The following is a 22277-nucleotide window of genomic DNA, read 5'->3' on the forward strand; positions in this document are numbered from 1 at the left end:
GCCTCGGTAATCGCCTCAGTGATCGACGGACGCGGGCTGGGAGTTGTCACGCACGCGTGTGGGATGCAGCCCGCCGACGGCGGGGTCGACCCGTTCGGCGCTGATCCGTGCCGAGAAGGTCCGGTAGCCCCAGATCGTGTAGAAGAGCACTATCGGTAGGAAGATGACGGCGACCACCGTCATGATCGCCAGCGTGGTGTCGGCGGATGCGGCCTGGGTGATGGTCAGCGAATAGGCGGGATCGATCGATGAGCGCATGACATCGGGTGCCATGGCGGTGAAGATCAGTGCGGTCACGCAGGCGATGGCGGCGAAATGCAGGCCGAAGGCGAGCCTCTGGCGTTCCTGGAAGGAGCAGAACAGCGAGGCGGCCAAGGCCACTGCCGCGCCGGCCAGGGGCAGCCATGCCCAGGTGGTGGCGGAGAATCTGACCGCCCACAGCCCCCAGACGACGGCTACGAGCGTGGAGACGATTCCCAAGCGGCGGGCTAAGGCGGCCGCCCGCCGGGACAGATCGCCGGTAGTCTTCAAGGCGGTGAACAGGGCCCCGTGGGTGAGGAACAGCAGGCAGGTGGCGGCACCGCCCAGCAGCGTGAAAGGCGTGAGCAGGCTGAAGAACCCGCCCGTCACCTGGTGTGAGGCGCCGGCAAGGAGAGCGTCGGGGGATACCTGCCCGGCGGGCACGACCGCCCCGTTGGCGGTGTCGACCACCTCGATCTCCATGCCCTGCACCAGATTCGCAAAGGCTGTGCCCCACAGGATCGAGGGCACCCAGGCGGCGACGGTGTGCGCCCAGTCCCAGCGGTCGCGCCAGGACTGTGCATTGATCCGGCCGCGCCACTCAATGGCGCATACGCGCACGATCAGGCCGAGCAGAATGAGAAACAGCGCCGGGTATGCGCCGGAGAAAAGGGTGCCGTACCACTCGGGGAAGGCAGCGAAGGTCGCGCCGCCGGCGGTTATCAGCCAGACCTCGTTGCCGTCCCAGTGGGGACCGATGGTCTGAACCATGGTGCGGCGCTCCCGTTCGTCACGGCCGAGGATCTTCAGCAGCATGCCGACCCCGAAGTCGAAGCCTTCCAGGGTCAAATAGCCGACCCAGAGGATCGTGATGAGTAAGAACCAGAGGACTGAGAGTGTCACGGCGGGCTCCAGGCTAGTCGGGTCGGGCGGCGGTCGGCCGGCGGGTCAGCGAGGTGTGGTCATCGAAGGAGGTAGTGGGCGTGAACGCGAATGCGATCCCATCAGTACTGGAATGACAGCAGCGGCTCGGCGCCGTTGTCGGAATGGTCCGCGGACTGGGCGGTGCTGCGCGCCGGGTCGATCTGCGTGCGCACGCCCTCCCGGACATAGCGGCGCAGCAGCAGGAACCAGATGACCCCGAGGGCGGCGTACAGCAGCGTGAAGCCGATCAGGGAAGTCAGCACGGTGCCGAAGGAGACCGTGGGAGACACGCCGTCGGCGGTGAGCATGTACACCTGGGAGACCGGGTCGGCCAGGTTCGGCACCACCACCCATGGCTGGCGGCCCATCTCGGTGAGGATCCAGCCGAAGGAACATGCGACGAAGGGCAGCCACATGCTCCACAGCGCGATCTTCCCCACCAGCGGTGAGTCGACCAGGCGGCCCCGACGCGTCAGCCATAGGCCTGCGGCGCCAATGGCGATGGCGATCGTGCCCAGGCCGATCATGAGCCGGAAGGACCAGAAGGTGACCATCTCGTTAGGTGTGTAGTCCTGGCCGTCGCCGTAACGCTCGGCATACATCTCCTGGGCGTCGTTCAGGCCCATGATCTCGGCGCCCGGATCATTGGTCGCCATGAAGGAGTACACGTAGGGGATCGTGATCAGATGCGTGGCGGTACCGTCGGTGCAGCTGCCGAAAGCGGCCACGGTGAAGCCGGCCCCGGACTCGGTCTCGCACAACATTTCCGCCGCCGCCATCTTGGCCGGCTGCTCCTGGGCCACAATCTGCCCCTGCATGTGGCCAGACCCGAGGGTGAGAGCACCGGAAACGATCATGGTGACCGCGCCGAAGCGGGTCATGCGGCGCCACAGCGCGCGGGCCTCGAATTCCTGCCCGGCGCGGGTCGCCTTGACCATCCACCAGGCGGATACGCCAAGGATGAGTGTTCCAGCCACCAGGAATGCGGAGGCGATCACATGTGCGACGGTTACCCACAGGATCTCGTTGCCGAGCACCTTGAAGAATCCTCCGACGCCGTCCAGTTCCGCCCTGCCGGTGTCCGGGTTGATGACGGCGCCCACCGGGTGCTGCATCCAGGAGTTGGCCGCGAGGATGAAGAAGGCCGACAGGTTTGTGCCCAGGGCCACCATCCAGATGCAAAGGTTGTGCAGCACGGGGGACAGGCGGTCGCGGCCGAAGATCCACAGGCCCAGGAAGGTGGACTCCATGAAGAAGGCCAGCAGCGCCTCGAAGGCGAGTGGCGCCCCGAAGATGTTGCCCACGAATCGGGAGTACTCCGACCAGTTCATGCCGAACTGGAACTCCTGGACGATGCCCGTGGCGACGCCGAGGGCGAAGTTGATCAGCAGGATGTTTCCGAAGAACCTGGAGGCCGTCCGCCACTGCTCGTTGCCGGTGCGCAGGTGGAGGGTCTCCAGCAGTGCTACCAGGGGCGCCAGACCGATCGTCAACGGCACCAGGATGAAGTGGTAGACGGTGGTGATGCCGAACTGCCATCGAGCCACGTCTAAGGAGTCGAGCGCCATCGGTGCCAGGCCCATCTGCATCGCCTTTCGCGAGGAACCATGGGGAATATAGGAAGATCCTTTAATGCGTCCCCGGAGGGATAGGCTCAGTATAGGGGTAGGCTGACGCTCCGTCGTGAAAAACGTGTGACTTGTTATAAATACGAGGCCGCTGTCCGGTTCGAGGTGCGCGGGCCGTGGGGAATACGTTCAGGGGGCTGCCTGGCGGTCGGCTGGTCGGGTGAGGATCTATCCAGTCTGCTGGCATGTGCTGCTTTGGGACGGCGACCCATACCGGGTACCGCCGTGGCGCCATTGGTCGAAAATCGCCGTGGCGCCTTGCGTCACCGCACCCCCCACCAGGAGAGCCCCGTATCGACCGATCTCGATGGTTACGTCGACCGGTCTCGATGCGGGTGGGATTGGGGCGGGCTGTCCGCCGTGGGCGAGACAGCGGCACGATGATCTCCCATGTCCCTCGGCGGGGGTGCACCTGTGCGATAATCCGGTCGGCGTCGCTTGCCCCGTACCGGCAAACGATGTCCGAACCTCGGCCGAGACCGCCCGGAAGACTTGCGCCGCCCAGAGCGCCGCCGCACTTCCGCAATCGCGAGTTCCGCCGCAGGCCGGCGCCGCAAGGCGCACACCTAGGCTTTTGGCTCCCCGCCGGGGAGCACGATCGCGTTATGGCGCCGCGGGTACGGCGGGGCCGTAGCGCCTGAAAGTGCAGATACACCCATGTCTCCCTCGTCATCGCGCTCAGCCGATTCGCCCTCGCTGGACGCGGAGGAAACCACCGGGACGAGTGCGACCGGCCGCTCGGTCCGCAGACACCGTAGAGTGACCGCCGCGTCAACTACTCCCGAGGCCGCGGCTCCGGCTGTGCAGCATTCCGCCGCAGAGGCCGCAGATGCTCAGGTGCAGCCCGCAACCCGGGATGCGGGACCGGCAGAGCCGGCCGTGGAGGATCCCGAGTCCGCCGAGGATGGCGAACAGGCGGTGGATGCGACGCAGGACATCCAATCCGCCGAGGAGGAAGCCGAATCGGCCGACGCCTCCGCGGCGCCCCCGGAGGAGGAGATCCGAGAGCCGCAGGAGCAGCAACGGCCCGCCGTCTCACTGCTGTTCCAGGCGCCCGATCCGGCACTGGCCCGGCGGCGGCGGCGCAAGGTGAAGGTCGCCGCCACCACCCCCGCCCAGACCCGGCCGGCCCGGTCGGAGTCCGACGCCGCTCCGCGCCAGGACGCGGCCGGCAGTGGTCGGGCCGAAGACGCCGAGGACTCCTCAACCAGTGTCGAGGTCTCCGCTGAGACGTCGCAGGGACGTACCGGAGCGTCACGGCGTCGACGCCGTCGTGCCACGGCCGCCGCCACCGCACCCGTCCACGTGGAGGAGGCCAGGCCCGCTCGGCGCGCAGCTCGTCCAGCCGCCGCTGACGTCCCGGAAGCCGGGGGCGGTGCCGACGCGGCTGAAGCCGAGGACAACGTTGACGCCGTGGCGCTGAATGATGACGCCGAGGGCGCCAAGGAGGCCGGCAGCACCAGGCGCAAGCGGCGTCGCGGCGGGCGCGGCCGGCGCGCCCGTTCCCGTTCCGAGGAGGCCGCACGTGCTGCCGACGAATCCGGTGAGGCCGCCGAGACGGTGACTGGCCAGACGGAGCCGAACGGCGTTGAGGCAGAGGAGAGTTCCGGCAGTTCGCGTCGGCGGCGTCGGCGCTCCCGCATGCGCTCTGACGCCGGTCGAGACGCTCGTGACGAGGTCACCGCACTCAAAGGCTCCACCCGTCTGGAGGCCAAGCGACAGCGCCGCCGCGAGGGGCGTGCCGCTGGACGTCGTCGTCCCGTGATCACCGAGGCCGAGTTTCTGGCTCGCCGCGAGAGCGTCGACCGGCAGATGGTGGTGCGTGAGCAGGACGGTCTGAACCAGATCGCCGTCCTGGAGGACGGGCTGCTGGTGGAGCACTACGTCGCCCGTCACACCCAGACCTCGCTGGTGGGCAATGTGTACGTCGGGCGTGTGCAGAACGTGCTGCCATCCATGGAGGCGGCTTTCGTGGACATCGGCAAGGGCCGCAACGCCGTCCTGTACGCCGGTGAGGTCAACTGGGATGCCGCCGGCATGGAGGGCAAGCCGCGGCGCATCGAGGACGCCCTGGCGGCCGGAGACACCGTGCTGGTGCAGGTCACCAAGGATCCCATCGGTCACAAGGGTGCTCGCCTGACCAGCCAGATCGCCCTGGCGGGCCGCTACCTGGTGCTGGTGCCCGGCGGCACCATGACCGGCATCTCCCGCAAACTCCCGGACACCGAGCGCAACCGGCTCAAGAAGATCCTTAAACGGATCGTGCCCGATGACGCCGGCGTGATTGTGCGCACGGCCGCCGAGGGTGCCGGTGAGGAGCAGCTTGCCGACGACATCAAGCGGCTCGTGACCCAGTGGGAGACAATCGAGAAGAAGTCCTCCCAGGTGCTCAAGGGCTCCGGCAAGGCCCCGGTACTGCTGAAGGAGGAGCCCGAGCTGGCCGTGCGCGTGGTGCGCGACGTGTTCAATGAGGACTTCCGCAAGTTGATCGTGCAGGGATCCGGTGCCTGGAAGACCATATCCGCCTATGTCGGCGATCTCAGCCCCGAGCTGAACGACCGGCTGGAGCACTGGGTCGGCGCCGAGGACGTATTCACCGCCCACCGCATTGACGAGCAGCTGGCCAAGGGCTTCGACCGCAAGGTCTGGCTGCCCAGCGGCGGTACGCTGATCATCGACCGTACCGAGGCCATGACGGTCATTGACGTCAACACCGGACGCTTCACCGGGGGTGCGGACGGCACCCTGGAGGAGACCATCACCCGCAATAACCTCGAGGCCGCCGAGGAGATCGTGCGTCAGTTGCGGCTGCGGGACATCGGCGGCATGGTGGTGATCGACTTCGTGGACATGGTGCTGGAGTCCAACCGCGACCTGGTGCTGCGTCGCCTGGTGGAATGCCTGGGCCGCGACCGCACCCGGCATCAGGTCACGGAGGTCACCTCCCTGGGGCTGGTGCAGATGACCCGCAAGCGCGTCGGCCAGGGGCTGGTGGAGGCCTTCTCCACACCCTGCGAATGCTGCGGGGGGCGCGGCTTTATCGTCCACGAGCACCCGGTGGAGGACCAGGCCGTGGACATGTCCGCCTCCGCCGCGCGGGGGAACGGCTCCGGGCGGAGCCGCCGTGGTCGCGACGACGACGGCACCTCCTCCTCGGCGAAGTCCTCCAAGGGCTCGGGTGGCTCGGGGAAGTCCGGCAGGGCGTCGGGTCGAGGTAGGTCTACCGGCCAGTCGGAGGCGCAGGGGCAGGACGAGGCCACCCGCTCCGCCGTGCGCGGGGCGCTCGCCCAGATCGCGGCGGCCGCCGAGCACGCCCATGAGCACGCCAGGAAGGACGATTCCACCGCCGCACAGCCGTCCTGAGCGTGGCGGTGATGGTTCGGGAAGAGGCTGGTGGGGTGCAGGGGTGCGGAATAACACAGGCCCTGTGTCCGCCCACGGGTTGGTCTCGCCCGCCGGATCGCATAAAGTAATCCGGCGGTGCCTTCCGCACCATTGCGCAAGTAGTCGCCCACGAGCGGTGGAGCAGCGCTCCCGTGAGTGGACGGCTAGAAGAATCGAAAGAGATGAGCAGTCAAGTGGTCTACGCGATCGTCAAGGCCGGCGGCCGTCAGGAGAAGGTCTCCGTCGGTGACGTCGTGGTTGTCGACAAGCTTGCCGGCGAGGTCGGTGACGAGGTGACCCTCGCCCCCGTGATGCTGGTGGATGGAGACAAGGTGACCGCTTCCGCCGCGGATCTGGCCGACGCCACCGTCAAGGCCGAGATCGTCGGGGATGAGAAGGGCCCCAAGATCAACATCCTCAAGTTCAAGAACAAGACGGGTTACCGCAAGCGCCAGGGTTTCCGCGCCCAGCTCACGGCCATCAAGGTCACCGAGATCGGCTGAGCGGGACCCGGCCCGCAGCATCCTTCAGGCACCCAGCGAAACAGAAAGAAGTCCCGACATGGCACACAAGAAGGGTCTTGGTTCCTCCCGCAACGGTCGCGACTCCAACGCCCAGCGCCTCGGCGTGAAGCGCTTCGGCGGCCAGTTCGTCAAGGCCGGCGAGATCATCGTTCGCCAGCGCGGCACCCACTTCCACCCCGGCAACAACGTCGGCCGCGGCAAGGATGACACCCTGTTCGCGCTGACCGCCGGGAATGTGGACTTCGGCACTCACCGCGACCGCAGGGTGGTTAACGTCGTCGCCTCCGAAGGCTGACGCTGCTTCCATCACCATGACGGCATCCGCGAGGGCGGGCGGCTCAGACCGTCCGCCCTCGCGCCGTACCTGCCCCGGGGCATCGCCCCGCCCAGCCCGAGGAGAAGCCCATGCCCAGCTTCATTGACCGCGTGGTCCTGCACGTCGCCGGCGGCGACGGCGGTCACGGCTGCACCTCGATCCATCGCGAGAAGTACAAGCCGTTGGCCGGCCCCGACGGCGGTGACGGTGGTCACGGCGGCGACGTCGTCCTGACCGCCGATCCGCGCGCGACGACGCTGCTGACCTACCACCGCTCGCCCCACCGCAGCGCCAGCTCCGGCGCCCCCGGCCAGGGCGGTTGGCGCCGCGGAGCCGATGGCGAGGACCTGGTGCTGCCGGTGCCGCTGGGCACCGTCGTCAAGGACGCCGAGGGAGGCGTCCTGGCGGATCTGACCAGCCCTGGCGAACGCATTATCGTCGCCGCGGGCGGGCCAGGCGGCCGCGGCAACTTCTCCCTGGCCTCCCCCAAGCGCAAGGCACCCGGATTTCACTTGCTGGGTGAGCCCGGCCAGGTGCGGGACATCGTTCTGGAGCTGAAGACGGTGGCCGACGTCGCCCTGGTCGGTTACCCCAGTTCCGGCAAGTCCTCCCTGATCGCGGCGATGAGCGCCGCGCGTCCCAAGATCGCCGACTACCCGTTCACCACGCTGACTCCCAACCTGGGTGTGGTGGAGGCCGGCGAGCTCCGCTTCACCATGGCGGATGTGCCCGGGCTGATCCCGGGGGCCAGCGAGGGCAAGGGGCTGGGGCTGGAGTTCCTGCGGCACATTGAGCGCTGCGCCGTGGTGGTGCATGTGCTGGACTGCGCCACCCTGGAGCCGGGGCGCGATCCGCTCAGTGACTTGGACACCATAGAGACCGAACTGGCGGCTTACGCCGACCGTCTCGGTCATGAGGAGGCCGACCCGAGTCGCACCGGATTGCCGCCGCTCATGGACCGTCCCCGTGTGGCGGTGCTTAACAAGGTCGACGTCCCCGAGGCCGCCGACCTGGCCGAGCTGGTGGAAGCGGATCTGGCCGGCAGGGGACTGCCCGTGTACACCGTTTCCGCGGTCTCCCATGCGGGGTTGTCGGAGTTGTCCTTCGCCCTGGCCGAACTGGTCGAGCGCGCCCGCAGGCAGGCTCCTGACGCCTCCGCGCAGATCCGGCCCGTCATCCGTCCGGCCCCGGTCGGACGCCGTGGCGGGCGTCCGACCGCCACCGTAGAGGTCATCCAGCATCCCGCGGAGGGCACGGTCTATCAGGTGCGTGGGGATAAACCCGAGCGCTGGGTGCGACAGACGGACTTCTCCAACGATGAGGCGGTCGGCTACCTGGCCGACCGGCTCGCCGCCGGAGGCGTTGAGGATGAGTTGGCCAAGGCCGGCGCCCATGCCGGGGACACCGTGCTTATCGGCGAAGTCTCGGGCGGCGTGATCTTCACCTGGGAGCCGTCGGTGACTACGGGTGCTGAGCTTCTGGGGGCTCGTGGCACCGACGCCCGGCTGGAAGACCGTCACCGCCGCACCAACGCCGAACGCCGTGAGCGCTACCACGAGTGGATGGACGCTAAGGAGGCGGCCCGCCAACAGCTGCGAGATGAGGCTGAGGAGGGGCTGTGGACCGATGCCGCGGACTGGGAGTGGGGTCAGGACGCATGACCACCACCCCCGGGAACGCTGCGGACACCTTCCGGAGCACGCATGCGCACGGTGCGGCCGGACGGCGCCCGCAGGCGCTGCCGGACGGCGCCCGTGTGGTCTTAAAGGTCGGCTCCTCCTCACTGACTCGCTCCGACGGAGGACTTGACCTGAACCGTATCGACATCCTGGCCGGCCTGTTGGCGGGTATGCGGCGGCGCGGGTATGACGTGGTCCTGGTCTCCTCCGGGGCGGTTGCCGCCGGCCTGGTGCCGCTGGGCCTGGATAGCCGGCCTAGTGAGTTGCGGCTACTGCAGGCGGCGGCCTCCGTGGGTCAGGGTCGTCTGGTGTCCCGCTGGCAGACGGCCCTGAGCGCCTACGGGGTTGTGACTGCGCAGGTGCTGCTGACGGCCCAGGACGTGGCCGTGCGCAGCCACTATCGGACTGTGCGCGCCACCTTCGACACCCTGTTGTCCATGGGGGCGGTTCCGGTTGTCAACGAGAATGACGCCGTGGCCACCGCCGAGTTCAACCTGGGCGACAACGATCATCTGGCGGCATTGGTGTCCCATTTGGTAACCGCCGACGTGCTCATTCTCTTCACCGATGTGGACGGCATGTGGACCGCCCGCCCGGGCACGCCCGGTGCCCGCCCCGTGCGTCATGTGGTCGGCAGTGGCGAGTTGGCCGGTGTACGGGTGGACGGCGATGCCGGCGCCCTGGGAACCGGTGGTATGGCCACCAAGTTGCAGGCCGCGACCATCGCCTGCGCCTCCGGCACGGCCACTATCGTTGCCGATGCCGACGATGCGCCGCAGTTGCTGGGCGGATCCACCATCCCGGAGGATCTGGGAACCTGGTTCGACCCCACCGGTCCACATCGTTCCAGTCGACGCCTGTGGATGGCGCACGCCTCCATGCCCGAGGGGCGGGTGCTGGTAGATGCCGGGGCGGCCCGGGCGGTCACCGAGGGCAAGAAGTCCTTACTGTTGCCTGGCGTAGTCGGTGTGGACGGGGACTTCGAGTCTGGTTCCGTGGTGGAGATAGTGGGGCCGCAGCGTGTGCTCGCTCGCGGCATCTGCCGGTATGCGGCCGCTGAGATCGAGGAGGTGCTTGACGCCCGGGGCCGCGGTGCTCCCGCCCCCGGTGACCATGTGGCCCCGGTGGTGCACCGCGACGACCTGGCGGAGCTGCCGCGCACCGCGGGCGGTTGAGACCGCTGCAGTGGGCCCGCGCCCGGGTTGTCTGTTCCCAGACGTGCGAGATTTCAGCGTGGAGACGTCGCTAGGAGTTCCTCCCGCATAGCGGCCCAGCGGGCCACAGGGCGGGTCAGGCTGGGGCTGGCATTGCTCTGGGGGACGAGGTGAAAATACTGAACGCGTGCGAGGCGCTCGGCACTGGGGCGGAAGTCCTTGTTAGAGGAGATTGGACTTGCCCGAGCCATTGTGCAGCCGAGGAATGAGGCTATGTTCGGACTCGGCGTCTTCAGTGAGCGTTTGCTATCGTCCGTGCCTACCCGCATGGCGCGACGGGGACTACAGTCTGGTGTCATGACGACTTCACCCGTAGATGCCGCCAACGACGCCGAAGCCTTCGTCGCCGCCACCGCCCGCGCCGCCCGTCAGGCTCAGCGGGCCCTGGCGGGAGTCGACCGTGAGCGTAAGGATGCGGCGCTGCACGCCATGGCCGATGCACTGGTGGCCCGTACCGAGCCGATTCTCGTCGCCAACGCCGAGGATCTGGCTCGTGCCCGGCAGGCCGGCATGAAGCCGGGACTTGTGGACCGCCTGGCCCTTGACGATGAGCGTGTGGGTGCAATTGCCGACGCCCTGCGTGAGATCGCCGCCCTGCCCGATCCCGTCGGTCAGATCGTTGACGGACAAACCCTGCCCAATGGACTGCGCGTGCGCCGTGTACGCGTGCCCCTGGGCGTGGTCGGAATGATCTACGAGGCCCGGCCTAATGTCACGGTGGACGTCGCCGCCTTGACCCTGAAATCCGGCAACGCCGTAGTGCTGCGGGGCGGCAGTGCGGCCGCGGACACCAACGCCGCCATCATCGCCGTGCTGCGTGAGGCCTTGGAGACCGCGGATCTGCCCGCCGACCTGGTCACCACCATTGACCCGGCGGGCCGGGCCGGCGCCACGGCCCTCATGCATGCCCGCGGTCTGATCGACGTACTGGTACCGCGCGGCGGAGCCGGCCTGATCCGTGCAGTTGTGGAGGAATCCAGCGTGCCGGTAATCGAGACCGGCTCGGGCAACTGCCATGTGTATGTTGATGCGGCGGCCGACCTGGCCAGCGCCGTAGACATCATCATCAACGCCAAGACTCAGCGAGTGGGTGTGTGCAATGCCGCGGAGACACTGCTCGTGCACCGTTCGGCCGCCTCCGCCTACCTGCCGTCGGCGGCCCACGCCCTGTGGGAGCGCGGCGTTACCCTGCACGCCGACGCCGCCGCGCACGCCTATCTGGAAGAACAGGCTGCCGCGCAGGGCCACGCGGAACTACTGGTGGAGGCGACGCAGGCGGATTGGCAGACCGAGTACGGCAGCCTGGATCTGGCGGTGCGAGTGGTCGACACCATTGACGACGCCATCTCCCATATCGCCGCATACTCCACCGGACACACCGAGGCAATCTTGACGCAGGACGTGACTGCCATGAACCAGTTCATCGACCAGGTCGATTCGGCCGCGGTCATGGTCAACGCCTCAACCCGCTTCACCGACGGCGGACAGCTGGGTCTGGGCGCCGAACTGGGAATCTCCACGCAGAAACTGCACGCCCGCGGCCCCATGGGGCTGGCGGCGCTGACCACCATAAAATGGATCGTCGAGGGTCGCGGACACCTGCGTCCATGACCCGACTCCCCGCTCCGCCGCCCTTCGGCGCCGGGGCCGACCACCAGGAGACAAAGCCATGAACCCCGACCGAGGCAGACTATTGGCGGTCTTGGTTGCCGCCGCTGCCACAGTTCTACTTGTATGTGTGGCCATTCTGGTCCTACGTCGACCCGCCGGTCTCGACGACGAGCCCGGCATCGCCATGACTCCGCCCATCACCCCGACCGTGCAGGTCGGTCGCGGCGCCGGACCCCTGATGACGCCATCACCTTCGCCCTCACCCTCGCCCACACCGGACTCTAATAGTGGTGGTTCGACCACCACGGATAACGGCGCCGGCGGCCCGGAGGTCGTGCAGCAGGCACCGCCGCAGGACGTCTCGCCTCAGGGAGGTTCCGGGTCCGGCTACTCCGGCACGTGGAACAACAGCGGTGGCGGCAACACGGGCTACACGAATCGCAGCTCCGATGACGACGATGACGACGACGACGACGATGACGATGATGATGACGACGACGATGACGACGACGACTGATCGCCAGTCGCGTTGGCCGCGTTCGCCCCAACGTGGGTGGGGTGGACAACCGGTGGTGCCGCAGGGGCGGTAGCGGCATCAGATGAGCCGGTAGCCGACGCCGCGGACCGTCTCCAGTCGCTGCTTGCCGAGTTTTCCTCTCAGGTAGGAGACGTACACGTCCACCACATTCGAACCGGGATCGAAATCGAGTCCCCACACATTGGCTAGCAGCTGTTCGCGGCTGAGCACCTGCCCGGGGTGACGCATGAACATCTCGGCGAGCGCGAACTCCCTTGCCGACAGGTCGACCCACTCCCCGGCCACCTGCACCCGGCGCGCACGTATGTCCAACGCCAGATCCTTGTGCTCCAGTACTCCCGGTTCGCTGGCTGTCGCCTCGCGGGGGCGCAGCCGAAGTCGAATCCGGGCTACGAGCTCGTCGAAGGAGAAGGGCTTGGGCAGGTAGTCGTCCGCACCGCCCTGAAGCCCGGCTACGCGGTCCGCGACGGAGGAACGGGCGGTGAGCATGATCACCGGCGTGGTCACCCCCTGTCCGCGCAGACGTTCGAGCACCTCGAAACCGTCGATGTCCGGCAGCCCCACGTCCAACAGGATGATGTCGACATCCCCGAGCAGGGCCATCTCCACGGCGTCCGTACCGTTGTCGACAACCTTGGGCACAAATCCGGCGGCCTTGAGTCCCTTGGTGAGGAATGAGGTGATGCGCTCCTCGTCCTCCACTATCAGTACGGTGGTCATGTCTTATCAGACTCCTTCAGCTGCACCGACCGCGTCTCGTCGGCGGTCGTCAGGGGAATGCGCAGCGTGAACACCGATCCTCTCCCAACCTCGGAGGAAACCGCAATACGTCCGCCGTGAGCTTGCACGATACTGTCCACGATGCTCAGGCCGAGGCCGGCGCCTGAGGCGTAGCGCGTGGCCTGCGCGGTTCGGGCGAACCTGAGCCGGATGCGTTCCATATCCTCTTGGGCTATCCCGATGCCCTCGTCCTCAACCCATAGGAACAGTTCAGACCCGCTGATCTCCGAACCGATGACCACTTGCGAATCCTCTTCGGAGTACTTCACCGCGTTCGCCGCGAGCTGCAACCAGGCCTGAGTGATGCGCGCCGGATCCAGTTCAGTCGTTCCGGTGGCGCATCCGCCCAACTGCCAATCCCGCTCCCCTAGGGCACAGGACTTGTCGAACACTTGCAGTGTCAAGGCCTCGATGTCGGTGGGTTCGGGGGTGACGAAGTCGCTCTGCGAACTTCGGGCCAGATCAAGCAGGTCACCGATCAGCGCAACCATCCGGTCGAGTTCGTCCAGGACCAACTCCGAGGTCTGCTTAACGTCGTCGGGGTCGTCGGGGTCGATGAGCTCCAGGTGGCCGCGCACCACCGTGATGGGGGTACGCAGTTCGTGGCCGACGTCGTCGAGCAGCTCCCGCTGGGCCTCAACCGCACGCTGCACCCGGTCCAGCATGTGATTGACGGCAGCTGCCAGCGCCGACAGGTCGTCATGGCCGCGCACTCGCACCCGGGTGGTCAGGTCGCGCTCATCTATCGACTCCGTGGCGTTGCGTAGCTCCCATATGGGCCGCAGCAGCCGCCCGATGCCCAACCACGCCAGTGCCGCCACCAGCATCATGGTCACGGCCGCGGCAGAGGCGTAAATGCGCATGGTGCGCCACAGGCCCGCTTCAGCGGTGTTCAGGTCGACTACGCGCGCCAGGGCCGCCGTCGTGTTCCCGTCCGTCACCGGCACGGTCAGTACTCGGTAGTGTCCGCGGGCGGTGTCAATGGTGGTGATGGTGGAGATGTCGCCTTCTGCTTCGGCCAGCAGCCGATCCACCAGTTCGGGATCGTCTTCCGGACGCAGTACGATCCCCTCGGCCGACACCCATTGCACGGCGCCCTCAACAACGCCGAGCTGTCCCTCCCCGGAGCCCAGTACCGAGCGCTCCATATAGACGCGCAGTGTCTGGGCTGGCTCGGTCAACGGCTCCTTGGTGGCCGGGTCGATGCCCTCCTCAGCCAGGCGCCGCAGCTCCTGGCGGGTGAGAACCAGACGGTTGTCAATGTCGTCATGGATGGAACGAAGATCCAGCATCCACACGGCTGCGCCAGAGGTCACCAGAGCGACCGAGGCGACCAGGAAGATCGTCCAAATGATCCGGGTGCGGATGGTCGCCCGGGCGAACGGGGCGGTGACCTTCACGAGCCCATTGTGCCAACCGCGGATGGGCTCGCGCTTCCATTTGGGCCCCTTAGGCCCCCATTCGTGCTGTGAACTCGTGGTGGGGCCGGGCCCGGCGGTGGCGAACGGTGCGTACATCTATCCCTCCCTGATGCGGGCCGCCCAGGCGCGGTCGGGTGAGGCGGCTAGGTGCAGGGATTCATCCGTCCAGGCGGGTAGCCACTGCTGCGCGCCGGGGCGGAAGGCGTGCACGAAACTCAAACGCAGCCGTGAAGCCAGGTAGTAGGCGGACAATCTGGGTACGGACGCCAGGTCTTGCGCCAGATCGTCCAGGAGCCTACCTACATGCGTGTGTGCCTGAGCGCCGAGTCTGCCCTGGGCGCGCGCGAGGTCAACGTGCGCGGCCAGATTGCCCAGATCCAGGGCGGGTTCGGCCAGGGCAGCGGTGTCCAGATCAAGCAGTGAAAGCACCGTGCCGTCCCATAGCAGTTGGCCGTCGTGAAGGTCCCGGTGCGAGGCGGCCGGCGGATCTCCGGGCTTGCGCAGCAGAGCCGAAACCGTGTCGATGGCTGCGCTCAGGGCGGGGCGGAGTTCGTCCTGTGCCCCGATTGTGTCAATTGCGCCCAGCCTGAGTGCGCGGCGGTGCCAGCGTTGCATAACCGCGGCCTCGTCGGCTCCGGTGTGTTCCGGCAGCGATTCGGGACGGATCACGCCGGGCCACAGCTGTGTCAGCCGTTCCCAGCCCGCCAGTCCTGCATCCGACAGCTCGTGGAGGGAACGACCCGGCAGCAGTTCCAGGTGCACACTGGACTCGGAGCGGGCCAGAACCTCGGCGGTCCGTAGGCCCGCCCGCAGGAAGGGACCTGCCGCCCGCGGATCGGCTAGTCTTTCGGCCCGCCCGACGCGTACCAGCTTGTGCACCCGGTCGGTGCCCATGACGACGGCGCGGCGCCCTGCCCGGTGAACCACCAGGCGGCCCTCGGCGTGCGGGGCCACCAGGCGGGTGGACAGGTCGGGCAGGGCCGGATCTTGGGCGTAGGGGAGCGTGTCGACCTGTCCGGCGGCATTGATCCTTCCGGCGCGTAGGTGCCCCGAGGAGTCGCGGCATTCGAAGACCAGGCCCCGGTCCTTATCTGGCCAGGCGCGCTCCCACCCGGCCAGGTCCCGCAGTGCGGTCATGGCGGGCGGCGATGCCACCGTGTGGGGATCCATATCGGCGCTCATGACGCCTCCTTTGATTGCATGCGGTTCAAGCTCCTCTCCCACTGCCATCCGTTTTGTCCGGGTGGAGCTTCCAACAGCGCTTCTATACGGTCGATTTCGATTCCGATCCGGCGGCGCCAGTGGGGGTCCCCGTGGCGTAGCGGATCCTGGAGACGCTCCAAGCGGGCCCGGGCTACGGCCCCCCGCAGTTGGGTGTCGCTAGGAACCCGCCCCCCGGCCTCGGCGTAACCCGTGAGCAGGGCGGGGGCGGTCGTCGAATCGGTCTGAGTCAGGTAGGAGCCCAGGTCTACGGCGGCAGGCGCGAGCCGGACCCGGTCGAAGTCGGTCAGCCAGATCCGGCCGGTGCACCGGTCCAGGAGCACCTGGTCGGGGGAGGCGTCCCCGTGGACTAGCACCGACTCTCCGCGTGGCTGGGGCGGCATGGCCTCGCCGAGTCGGCGCACGCGGGCGGCTAGTGTCGGATCGAGGTGGTTGAGCACATGGGTGTGCACCAGCGCCAGGTTCCCGGCGCTGGGGACCTTATTGTCCAGGTCCCGGCGCATAGGCCCGGACAGCTCATCGGTGGCGGCGTGCAGAGCGGCCAGCACGGCGCCGGCCCGGATGGTGGCCGTCGGATCGTGGTGGCGGCTCAGGTCGGTGTCGCCGACGAAGCGCTGGAGGCTGAGATGAGCGGTGTCCGTGGCGTCCGGAACGGGCAGCTGTGAAGGCACCGGCAGATACCGGGATACGAACTCTTGCAGGGCGTTGGCCCTGCGTTGGGAGGCCGCGGTGACTCGCACCACCCCCTGGGAGGTGCGGACCACCAGGCGGCGCAGTGGGTTGTAACGCAGCAGGTTCCCCTCCAGGGCTCCCAGGAGCCCGGCCTCACGGGCGGCGGCGGCGTGCTTGACCAGCGTCGGGTCGGCGGCCACCTCGCCGGTCTGGAACAGTAGGCCGTCGCCGGTGTCACGCTGGATGGTGCGCAGTCCGAGTCGGTTGGCACGGTGGGCTGCCTTGGCCGCCTTGACGCGGCTGCCCGGCCACAGCAGTCGGGCCCAGCCGGCGCTGCGTCCGGTGTCGGACCGAAGCAGGGACACCGTCACCGACACCCCCGGTTTTATGCGCAGCCGCGCTGCCCGCACCGAGAAGCCCACGAGTTCGCTGAGTCGGTCCGGGCTGAGCACCGTGTCGACGGCGCTGCGCGTGCTACTGACGTACATGGGTCCTCCTGTTCATGTCCTCGGTCTGATCATTGACATGGGTTTCGGTCCGGTCGCCTCCCGGGCCGGTGTTGGTGAGCAGCTCCCGTTGGGCGGCGCCGGCGGCGGCCCACGCCCGGAACAGCGGTGATTCGTCGAGCAGTTGCTGCGGGGGGCCGTCGAGTCGAATGCGGCCGTCCTCGATCCACACCACCCGGTCCGAGCGCAGTGCGACCTCGGAGTCGTGGGTGACGGCCAGCAGGGTGCGGCCGCGTGAGAGCCGGTCGACGGCGTCCAGGACCAGGTTCGACGACGTCGGGTCCAGCCCGGTGGTCGCCTCGTCCAGAATGACGACGGGCGCATTGCGCAGCAGCGCCCGCACTATGGCGACGCGTTGGCGCTGGCCGCCGGACAGTGTGCCGCCGCGTTCCCCTACGATCGTGTCATAGCCGTCGGGCAGGGCGCTGATGAACTCGTGCGCTCCGGCCGCCACCGCCGCGGCCTCCACCTCCGCATCGGTGGCCTCGGGGCGGCCCATGCGGATGTTGTCCCGCACGGATGCGGCGAACAGCACCGCCTCCTGATGCAGCACGGAGATGTGCGAGCGCAGCTCGGTCAGCTCCAGGCTGGTGAGGTTGTGGCCGTCCAGGCGCACTCTGCCGTCGATCGGGTCGATTGCCCGCACCACCAGGGAGGTCAGGGTGGATTTGCCGGATCCGGACGGGCCGACGATGGCTACATGCTCGCCGGCCTTGATCTGCAGGTTGACGCCGTGCAGGATCTCGTGGCCGTCGTACTCGGTGACCACGTCCTCGAAGGTCAAGGAGCCGCGCACGTGCCCGAGTAGCACGGGATCAACGGGGGAGATGATGTCCGGGTGCACGTCCATGAGGTTGGCCACCCGCTCCCCGGAGGCGGCGGCCCGGGCGATGCGGCCGGTGTACTTGGCCATATCGCGTAGTGGCTTCATGGTGGTGCGCAGGTAGGTGTTGAACAGGACCAGGTCGCCGGGGGTCATGGCCCCGGCCAGAACCCGCAGTCCGCCGCCCACCAGAACCACTGCGGAGGCCAGGCCTACGATCACGTCGGTGGTGCGCTCCAGGCGTGCGGCCAGGCGCAGTGAGCGCACACCGGCGTGCAGGGAGGTTTGGTTGGCGTTGACGAAGCGGTCCTCGACGATCGGCTCCAGCCCGTATGCCTGCACCACCTTGATGGTGCTAAGCGCCTCCTGGGCGGTGTTGGCCAGTTGCCCCTCAGACTTGCGGGTGCGGCGGGCCGCGGAGGTGATCTTCTTGGAGCTGCCGGAGGAGGTCATGAAGAACAGGCTGATTGCGGCCACGACCACCAGCGACAGCAGCGGGTCCAGCCACACCATCACCCCGAGCATGACCGTCAGGGTGAGCACATTGGCCGCCAGCGGCAGTCCGGCGGTCACGGCCACATCCTGCATGCGAGTGACATCGGAGACGAGTCGCTGAACCGTGTCGGCGGAGCGGTTGTGGGAGTGGAACTGCTGGGAGAGGGTCTGCACGTGGTGGAAGGCGCGGCGCCGCAGCGCAATCGCGGTGCGGGAGCCGGCCAGCGCGAAGGAGACTGTGGCCAGGTAGTTGCATAGGGCCCGCATGGCGACAATCGCGACGAGCGCGGCCCCCAACCCGAGCAGTCGCACCAGACTGGCCGGCGCATAACCGGTTTCCGCCCCCAGGGAGGACAGGACCGAGTCGATGACGATCTTCATGGGCCACGGCTCAATCACTCGGAAGACCACCTCGGCCAGCAGGGCGAGTGTGCCCCCGGCTACCAGCTTGGCCTGCGGACGTAGATCCGGCGCGATCAGCCGCAGGGTACGGCTGAGTGCGGAACGATTCATCCGGGGTTCAGACATGCTGTACCTCCGCCTGGTTGAGTATCTGGGCCACGACCGCCTCCCAACTGTGGTGCTTCTCGGCGCGACGCCGTCCCAGATCGCCCCGGCGGGCACGCAGCTGGGGGGCGATCGCGAGTGCGTCCAGCGCGGCGGCTAAAGCGGCGGGGTCCGACGGCGGGACCAGCACTCCGACGCCGTCGAGCAGCCGCGGCAGCTGACCGACGGCGGAGGCGACCACCGGCAGGCCGGCCGCAAGGTACTCCAGCACCTTCAGCGGCGAGAAGTACTGCTCGTCCTCCCCGCCCAGGTCCGGGTAGGGCGCCACCCCGATGGCGCTTCCCGCCAGTGCGGCGGGCACGTCCTGCGGGGCCAGGGCGCCGCGGAAGTCGACCTTCAGGCCGAGCTGCTGTGCCTTGGTCAGCAGGGATTGACGCTCCGGTCCGTCCCCGATGATGCGCAGGCTCCAGTCCTCCCGCGCCAGGGAGGCGGCCTGCAACAGATCCGCCACGCCGTGCCAGGGCTTCAACGTGCCCACGAAGGTGACGATGACTCCGTCGGGATCTTCCGGGAAGGGAACAAGACGGCGGAGGTTGACACCATTGGGGATGGTGACCGCGCGCGGGGCGGCGACGTGACCGCACACCCAGCGGCGCACCGGTTCGGAGACGCACACCGTGGTGCTGGCGGCAGTGACTTGGGCACGCAGGGCCGCCAGCGCCCCCGCCTCGTCCACCAACTTGCGGTGGTGGCGCTGCTCGTCGATCAGTGGGGAGTTGACCTCCAGCACCCCGGGGATGCCCGCGTCGGCCAGGGTGGCTAGGGCGGTGGAGAACAGGGAGTAGCGCTCGTAGACCAGGTCTGCACCCGCCTCTTTCGCCAGCTCCGCCAAGGCGGCGGCGGCCTCGGCCTGGGCACGCTCGCGGGAGGCGGCGTCGGTGGCCTCGACTCGGACGATGTTGACGGGCAGGTCGGCCAGGTCCTCGGGTACCAGGTTGCCGCGGCGCACGGCGTACACGCTCACCTCATGGCCGGCGCGGCGCAGAGCGCGTACCACCTCCTGAATATGGACGGAGGCGCCCTTGGAGCCGAATACTGGCACACCCGGGTCGGCGCAGATGTAGACGATACGCATTAGTGAATCTCCTGAAGTTCTGGGGTGGACTGCCAGGCGGACAGGGCCGCTGCCTGGGTGCGGGAGTCGAAGTCCCGCTCGATCAGGGCGCGGGCGTTGCGGGCCAATGGCTGCGGGTCGACGGTTCCCTCCGCCAACTCCCGCAGGGCGCGGGCCAGCGCCTGCGGGTTGCTGTGCGGCAGCAGGATCCCGGTGTCGCCGTCGCGCACCACTTCCGGCAATCCGGAAACGTCGGTGGCGATCACGGGCGTGCCGCAGGCCATGGACTCCAGCACCACGGTGGGCAGGCCGTCGATATTGCCGTCATCGGCGGGTTTGCAGGGGGCGGCGAACACCTGGGCGCGACCCAGCAGGGCGCGCACCTCCTCTTGGGTTAGCGGCCCCAACAGGTTGATCCGGTCGGCCAGGCCCTGGGCGGTGATGCGTCCGGCCAGGTTGTCGCGTTCCTCTCCCTCACCGGCGATGTCCAACACTGCGGGCACGCCGGCCTGGGTGAGGATGCCGACGGCGTCGATGAGGTCGTCGAAGCCCTTCTTGGCCACCAGCCGGCCCACCGCCGCGATACGCAGGGGACCGTCGGCGGGTGCGGGTGGACGGAACGGGAAGCGGTCCAGCTCCAGGGCGTTGTAGCGCAGCTCGATGCGGGCGCCGGTGCCTGCCAGCAGTGAGTGCAGGTTGCGCTGGTTGTAGTGGCTGATGGCGATCACGCGATCGGCGTCGGCGCAGATTCGACGCAGCCACAGCTGGCTGACGGACTCGTGGTAGATGTCCTTGGCGTGGGTCGTCACCGTGTAGGGGATGCCACTCAGACGGGAGGCGATCCAGGCGGTGCGGCCCGCTAGAGAGGCGAAGTGGGCGTGCAGATGGGTGATGCCCGCGTCACGGGCGCTGCGGGCCAGCGCCGCCCCCTGGGCGACCTCGTCACCGGGCAGATCCGCCACGGCGGGCAGGATCTCGGCCAGGTGCGTGCGCATGTCCGGCTCCTTGAGGGAACCGGCCAGCAGCCCCCACATGTCGACGGCGCGGCGTGGCCGCGGCACCCAGTTCACCTGCGCCCGAATGCGGGCGATCTCGGGGTGGAAGCGGGAGTCGGTGGTGGGACGCAGGGCGTAGATGGTCAGGTCGTCGCCCAGAGCCTCGCGGGCGAGCATCTCGGTGACTACGAAGGTCTCCGAGAAGCGGGGGTAGACCTTGAGGACGTAGCCGATGCGGGTCATGAGGCCATCTCCTTGAATGCGGGTGTGGAATCGAGCTGGGTTTGCAGCAGGGCGGCGGCGCGGCGGGCCGCCGCGGGCAGTCCGTCGGTTTCCAGGCCGGTGCGGGGCACGCGTCGGCTCACCGCGCGGGCGGCCCAGTCGGACAGCACACGGGCAGTTAGTTCCTCGGTGCGCACGTAGTCGACGGCACCGACCGCCTGAAGAGCGCGGGCCCGGATGAGCTGTTCCCGGCGTGGCTGCTCGCGGGGGACGATTAGGGCGGGAGTGGAGGTGGCCAGGATCTCGCAGGCGGTGTTGTAACCGCCCATGGCTACCACCGCGGAGGCGCGCTCGATCCATCGGCTCAGCCCGGGCAGCGAGCGGTGCACCTCGGTGTCGGGACCGGCCACCGACTGTACGGCGTCGAATCCGTTCTCTTCCAGCTGCGGGCCGGTGACCAGGACGTGCTTGTAGCCGGGGGGAGGGGTCATGCGGGCGGCGCTGCGCAGGAGCTCGAAGCCGTCGGAGCCGCCGCCGACTGTGGTCAAGACGAAGGGCTCGGACATCTCACAGCGACCGCGGTCCAGCAGGCTGCGGCCATTGGCCAGGTAGCCGGTGAACACGGCGCGGTCGCGCAATGAGGCGGGAACTTCGCCGGTGGCGACGGGATTGTGCACGGCGGGGTCTCCGTAGACCCAGACCTCGTCGATGATGTTGCGCAGGTTGCCGGGGGTGTCCAGGTTGCGCCATTCGGCGTCGGCCACCTCCGGTGCATCCAACACTTCACGCAGCCCTAGAACTATACGTGTGTCGGGGGAGACGGCGCGCAGGTGCCGCAGTGGGGCGCGTAGCTCCTTACGCACCCCGTAGATGTGGCGGTCCACGATCACTAGGTGGGGCGCGAAGCGTTGCAGGGCGGAGGCCACCAGACCGGAGCGCAGCGTCGCCAGCGAGTCGGGGGTGCCGCGCAACCCGCGGGGCCGGTAGCCGCCGGGCGCCTTGGTGAAGCCCGGCAGCACCAGCCAGTCGAAGCCTGCGGGCAGGGAGAAGCCGGGGGAGGGGGATACTCCGGCCACCAGTAGGCCGGTGATCGAGGCGCCGGTCAGTGCGGGTAGATCGCTGGCGAGCCGGTGCGCGAGGGCCAGATTACGACGCAGGTGACCCAGGCCCTGAGCGTCATGGCTGTAGAGCAATACCCGTAGTGAACGCGGTGCGGCAGGTCGTGCCAAGGCCCGTGTGTGCGCCGGCGCCGGAGTGGGGGACAGGGTGGGTGCCGCGGAAATCGGCGTCGGGTCGGGGGCCAGGCTGAGCGCCGCCGGGGCCGGGTTGCTTCCCGGATGCGGCGGGTTAAGGGGCAGCGATAGGGGGCGTATGCGAGTCATGAGAAGTCTTCTTTCCGGTCGCCTGGTGGCGACTTCGTTACCAGACTCCCGCCCGCCCAACAGCTGGGGGTGAGATGACGA

At 68.2% G+C, this 22277-nt stretch carries 17 protein-coding genes; 7 read left to right on the forward strand and 10 right to left on the reverse strand.

From position 1 onward, the window contains the following. Nucleotides 1-15 precede the first annotated feature (15 nt). Both cydB and CWT10_RS04840 read right to left on the reverse strand, forming a co-directional pair. A complete protein-coding gene (cydB, locus tag CWT10_RS04835) occupies nt 16-1143 on the reverse strand; it encodes a cytochrome d ubiquinol oxidase subunit II (RefSeq protein WP_103063527.1) in 1128 nt (375 codons plus the stop codon). A gap of 101 nt (nt 1144-1244) precedes the next feature. Then, nucleotides 1245-2747: a cytochrome ubiquinol oxidase subunit I gene (locus CWT10_RS04840; RefSeq protein WP_103063528.1), complete on the reverse strand. Its 1503-nt coding sequence runs from the start codon at nt 2745-2747 to the stop codon at nt 1245-1247. 804 nt (nt 2748-3551) lie between these two features. Between CWT10_RS04840 and CWT10_RS04845 the strand changes: the two genes are divergently transcribed. The 7 genes from CWT10_RS04845 (at nt 3552) to CWT10_RS04875 (ending at nt 12037) form a co-directional block, all read left to right on the forward strand. Continuing rightward, nucleotides 3552-6155, forward strand: a complete 2604-nt coding sequence (locus tag CWT10_RS04845; protein ID WP_233188198.1) for an Rne/Rng family ribonuclease — start codon at nt 3552-3554, stop codon at nt 6153-6155. 203 nt (nt 6156-6358) lie between these two features. Continuing rightward, complete coding sequence (gene rplU / locus CWT10_RS04850) at nt 6359-6679, forward strand: 50S ribosomal protein L21 (protein WP_103063530.1); 321 nt, start codon at nt 6359-6361, stop codon at nt 6677-6679. A gap of 58 nt (nt 6680-6737) precedes the next feature. Continuing rightward, entirely contained in the window at nt 6738-6995 is a 258-nt protein-coding gene (gene rpmA / locus CWT10_RS04855; RefSeq protein WP_103063531.1) for a 50S ribosomal protein L27, read from the forward strand. A 110-nt stretch (nt 6996-7105) separates the two neighbouring features. Beyond that, complete coding sequence (gene obgE, locus CWT10_RS04860; RefSeq protein WP_103063532.1) at nt 7106-8677, forward strand: GTPase ObgE; 1572 nt, start codon at nt 7106-7108, stop codon at nt 8675-8677. Then, a complete protein-coding gene (proB, locus tag CWT10_RS04865) occupies nt 8674-9870 on the forward strand; it encodes a glutamate 5-kinase (RefSeq protein WP_103063533.1) in 1197 nt (398 codons plus the stop codon). Before obgE ends, proB begins: the two co-directional genes overlap by 4 nt. 336 nt (nt 9871-10206) lie before the next feature. Beyond that, nucleotides 10207-11520 (forward strand): glutamate-5-semialdehyde dehydrogenase, encoded by a 1314-nt coding sequence (locus CWT10_RS04870; RefSeq protein ID WP_103063569.1) that lies wholly within the window; start codon nt 10207-10209, stop codon nt 11518-11520. Nucleotides 11521-11578: 58 nt separating this feature from the next. Next, nucleotides 11579-12037, forward strand: coding sequence for a hypothetical protein (locus CWT10_RS04875; RefSeq protein ID WP_103063534.1), 459 nt, complete (start codon nt 11579-11581; stop codon nt 12035-12037). Between the two features lie 78 nt (nt 12038-12115). On the opposite strand, the gene CWT10_RS04880 is transcribed toward CWT10_RS04875, so the two are convergent. From CWT10_RS04880 to CWT10_RS04915, 8 genes are all read right to left on the reverse strand, one after another. Continuing rightward, complete coding sequence (locus CWT10_RS04880; protein ID WP_103063535.1) at nt 12116-12778, reverse strand: response regulator transcription factor; 663 nt, start codon at nt 12776-12778, stop codon at nt 12116-12118. Next, the gene (locus CWT10_RS04885; protein ID WP_244936778.1) at nt 12775-14238 is read right to left on the reverse strand and encodes a sensor histidine kinase; all 1464 of its coding nucleotides are present in this window, start codon (nt 14236-14238) and stop codon (nt 12775-12777) included. The genes CWT10_RS04880 and CWT10_RS04885 overlap by 4 nt, the downstream gene beginning before the upstream one ends. A gap of 117 nt (nt 14239-14355) precedes the next feature. Then, on the reverse strand, nt 14356-15441 hold the full coding sequence (locus CWT10_RS04890) for a phosphotransferase family protein (protein WP_103063537.1): 1086 nt from the start codon (nt 15439-15441) through the stop codon (nt 14356-14358). Beyond that, nucleotides 15438-16640, reverse strand: a complete 1203-nt coding sequence (locus CWT10_RS04895) for a phosphotransferase (RefSeq protein ID WP_103063538.1) — start codon at nt 16638-16640, stop codon at nt 15438-15440. Before CWT10_RS04895 ends, CWT10_RS04890 begins: the two co-directional genes overlap by 4 nt. After that, complete coding sequence (locus tag CWT10_RS04900) at nt 16627-18504, reverse strand: ABC transporter ATP-binding protein (protein WP_233188199.1); 1878 nt, start codon at nt 18502-18504, stop codon at nt 16627-16629. The genes CWT10_RS04895 and CWT10_RS04900 overlap by 14 nt, the downstream gene beginning before the upstream one ends. Beyond that, nucleotides 18497-19618 carry a glycosyltransferase family 4 protein gene (locus CWT10_RS04905; protein ID WP_103063540.1) on the reverse strand — a complete coding sequence of 374 codons (1122 nt, stop codon included), beginning with the start codon at nt 19616-19618 and terminating at the stop codon, nt 18497-18499. Before CWT10_RS04905 ends, CWT10_RS04900 begins: the two co-directional genes overlap by 8 nt. Then, nucleotides 19618-20835 (reverse strand): glycosyltransferase, encoded by a 1218-nt coding sequence (locus CWT10_RS04910; RefSeq protein ID WP_103063541.1) that lies wholly within the window; start codon nt 20833-20835, stop codon nt 19618-19620. The genes CWT10_RS04905 and CWT10_RS04910 overlap by 1 nt, the downstream gene beginning before the upstream one ends. Next, nucleotides 20832-22196 (reverse strand): glycosyltransferase family protein, encoded by a 1365-nt coding sequence (locus CWT10_RS04915; protein ID WP_128683291.1) that lies wholly within the window; start codon nt 22194-22196, stop codon nt 20832-20834. The genes CWT10_RS04910 and CWT10_RS04915 overlap by 4 nt, the downstream gene beginning before the upstream one ends. Nucleotides 22197-22277 lie beyond the last annotated feature (81 nt).

Origin of the sequence: Actinomyces qiguomingii (assembly GCF_004102025.1) — a bacterium.
GTDB classification, from domain to species: domain Bacteria; phylum Actinomycetota; class Actinomycetes; order Actinomycetales; family Actinomycetaceae; genus Actinomyces; species Actinomyces qiguomingii.

Bases quoted from the DNA above. Each gene is read 5' to 3' on its own strand.
- rplU (WP_103063530.1), top strand. From the start codon at position 6,359: ATGAGCAGTCAAGTGGTCTACGCGATCGTCAAGGCCGGCGGCCGTCAG.
- CWT10_RS04840 (WP_103063528.1), bottom strand. From the start codon at position 2,747: ATGGGCCTGGCACCGATGGCGCTCGACTCCTTAGACGTGGCTCGATGG.
- CWT10_RS04900 (WP_233188199.1), bottom strand. From the start codon at position 18,504: ATGTCTGAACCCCGGATGAATCGTTCCGCACTCAGCCGTACCCTGCGG.
- proB (WP_103063533.1), top strand. From the start codon at position 8,674: ATGACCACCACCCCCGGGAACGCTGCGGACACCTTCCGGAGCACGCAT.
- CWT10_RS04915 (WP_128683291.1), bottom strand. From the start codon at position 22,196: ATGACTCGCATACGCCCCCTATCGCTGCCCCTTAACCCGCCGCATCCG.
- CWT10_RS04880 (WP_103063535.1), bottom strand. From the start codon at position 12,778: ATGACCACCGTACTGATAGTGGAGGACGAGGAGCGCATCACCTCATTC.
- CWT10_RS04905 (WP_103063540.1), bottom strand. From the start codon at position 19,618: ATGCGTATCGTCTACATCTGCGCCGACCCGGGTGTGCCAGTATTCGGC.
- obgE (WP_103063532.1), top strand. From the start codon at position 7,106: ATGCCCAGCTTCATTGACCGCGTGGTCCTGCACGTCGCCGGCGGCGAC.
- CWT10_RS04895 (WP_103063538.1), bottom strand. From the start codon at position 16,640: ATGTACGTCAGTAGCACGCGCAGCGCCGTCGACACGGTGCTCAGCCCG.
- rpmA (WP_103063531.1), top strand. From the start codon at position 6,738: ATGGCACACAAGAAGGGTCTTGGTTCCTCCCGCAACGGTCGCGACTCC.
- CWT10_RS04890 (WP_103063537.1), bottom strand. From the start codon at position 15,441: ATGAGCGCCGATATGGATCCCCACACGGTGGCATCGCCGCCCGCCATG.
- CWT10_RS04910 (WP_103063541.1), bottom strand. From the start codon at position 20,835: ATGACCCGCATCGGCTACGTCCTCAAGGTCTACCCCCGCTTCTCGGAG.
- CWT10_RS04875 (WP_103063534.1), top strand. From the start codon at position 11,579: ATGAACCCCGACCGAGGCAGACTATTGGCGGTCTTGGTTGCCGCCGCT.
- CWT10_RS04870 (WP_103063569.1), top strand. From the start codon at position 10,207: ATGACGACTTCACCCGTAGATGCCGCCAACGACGCCGAAGCCTTCGTC.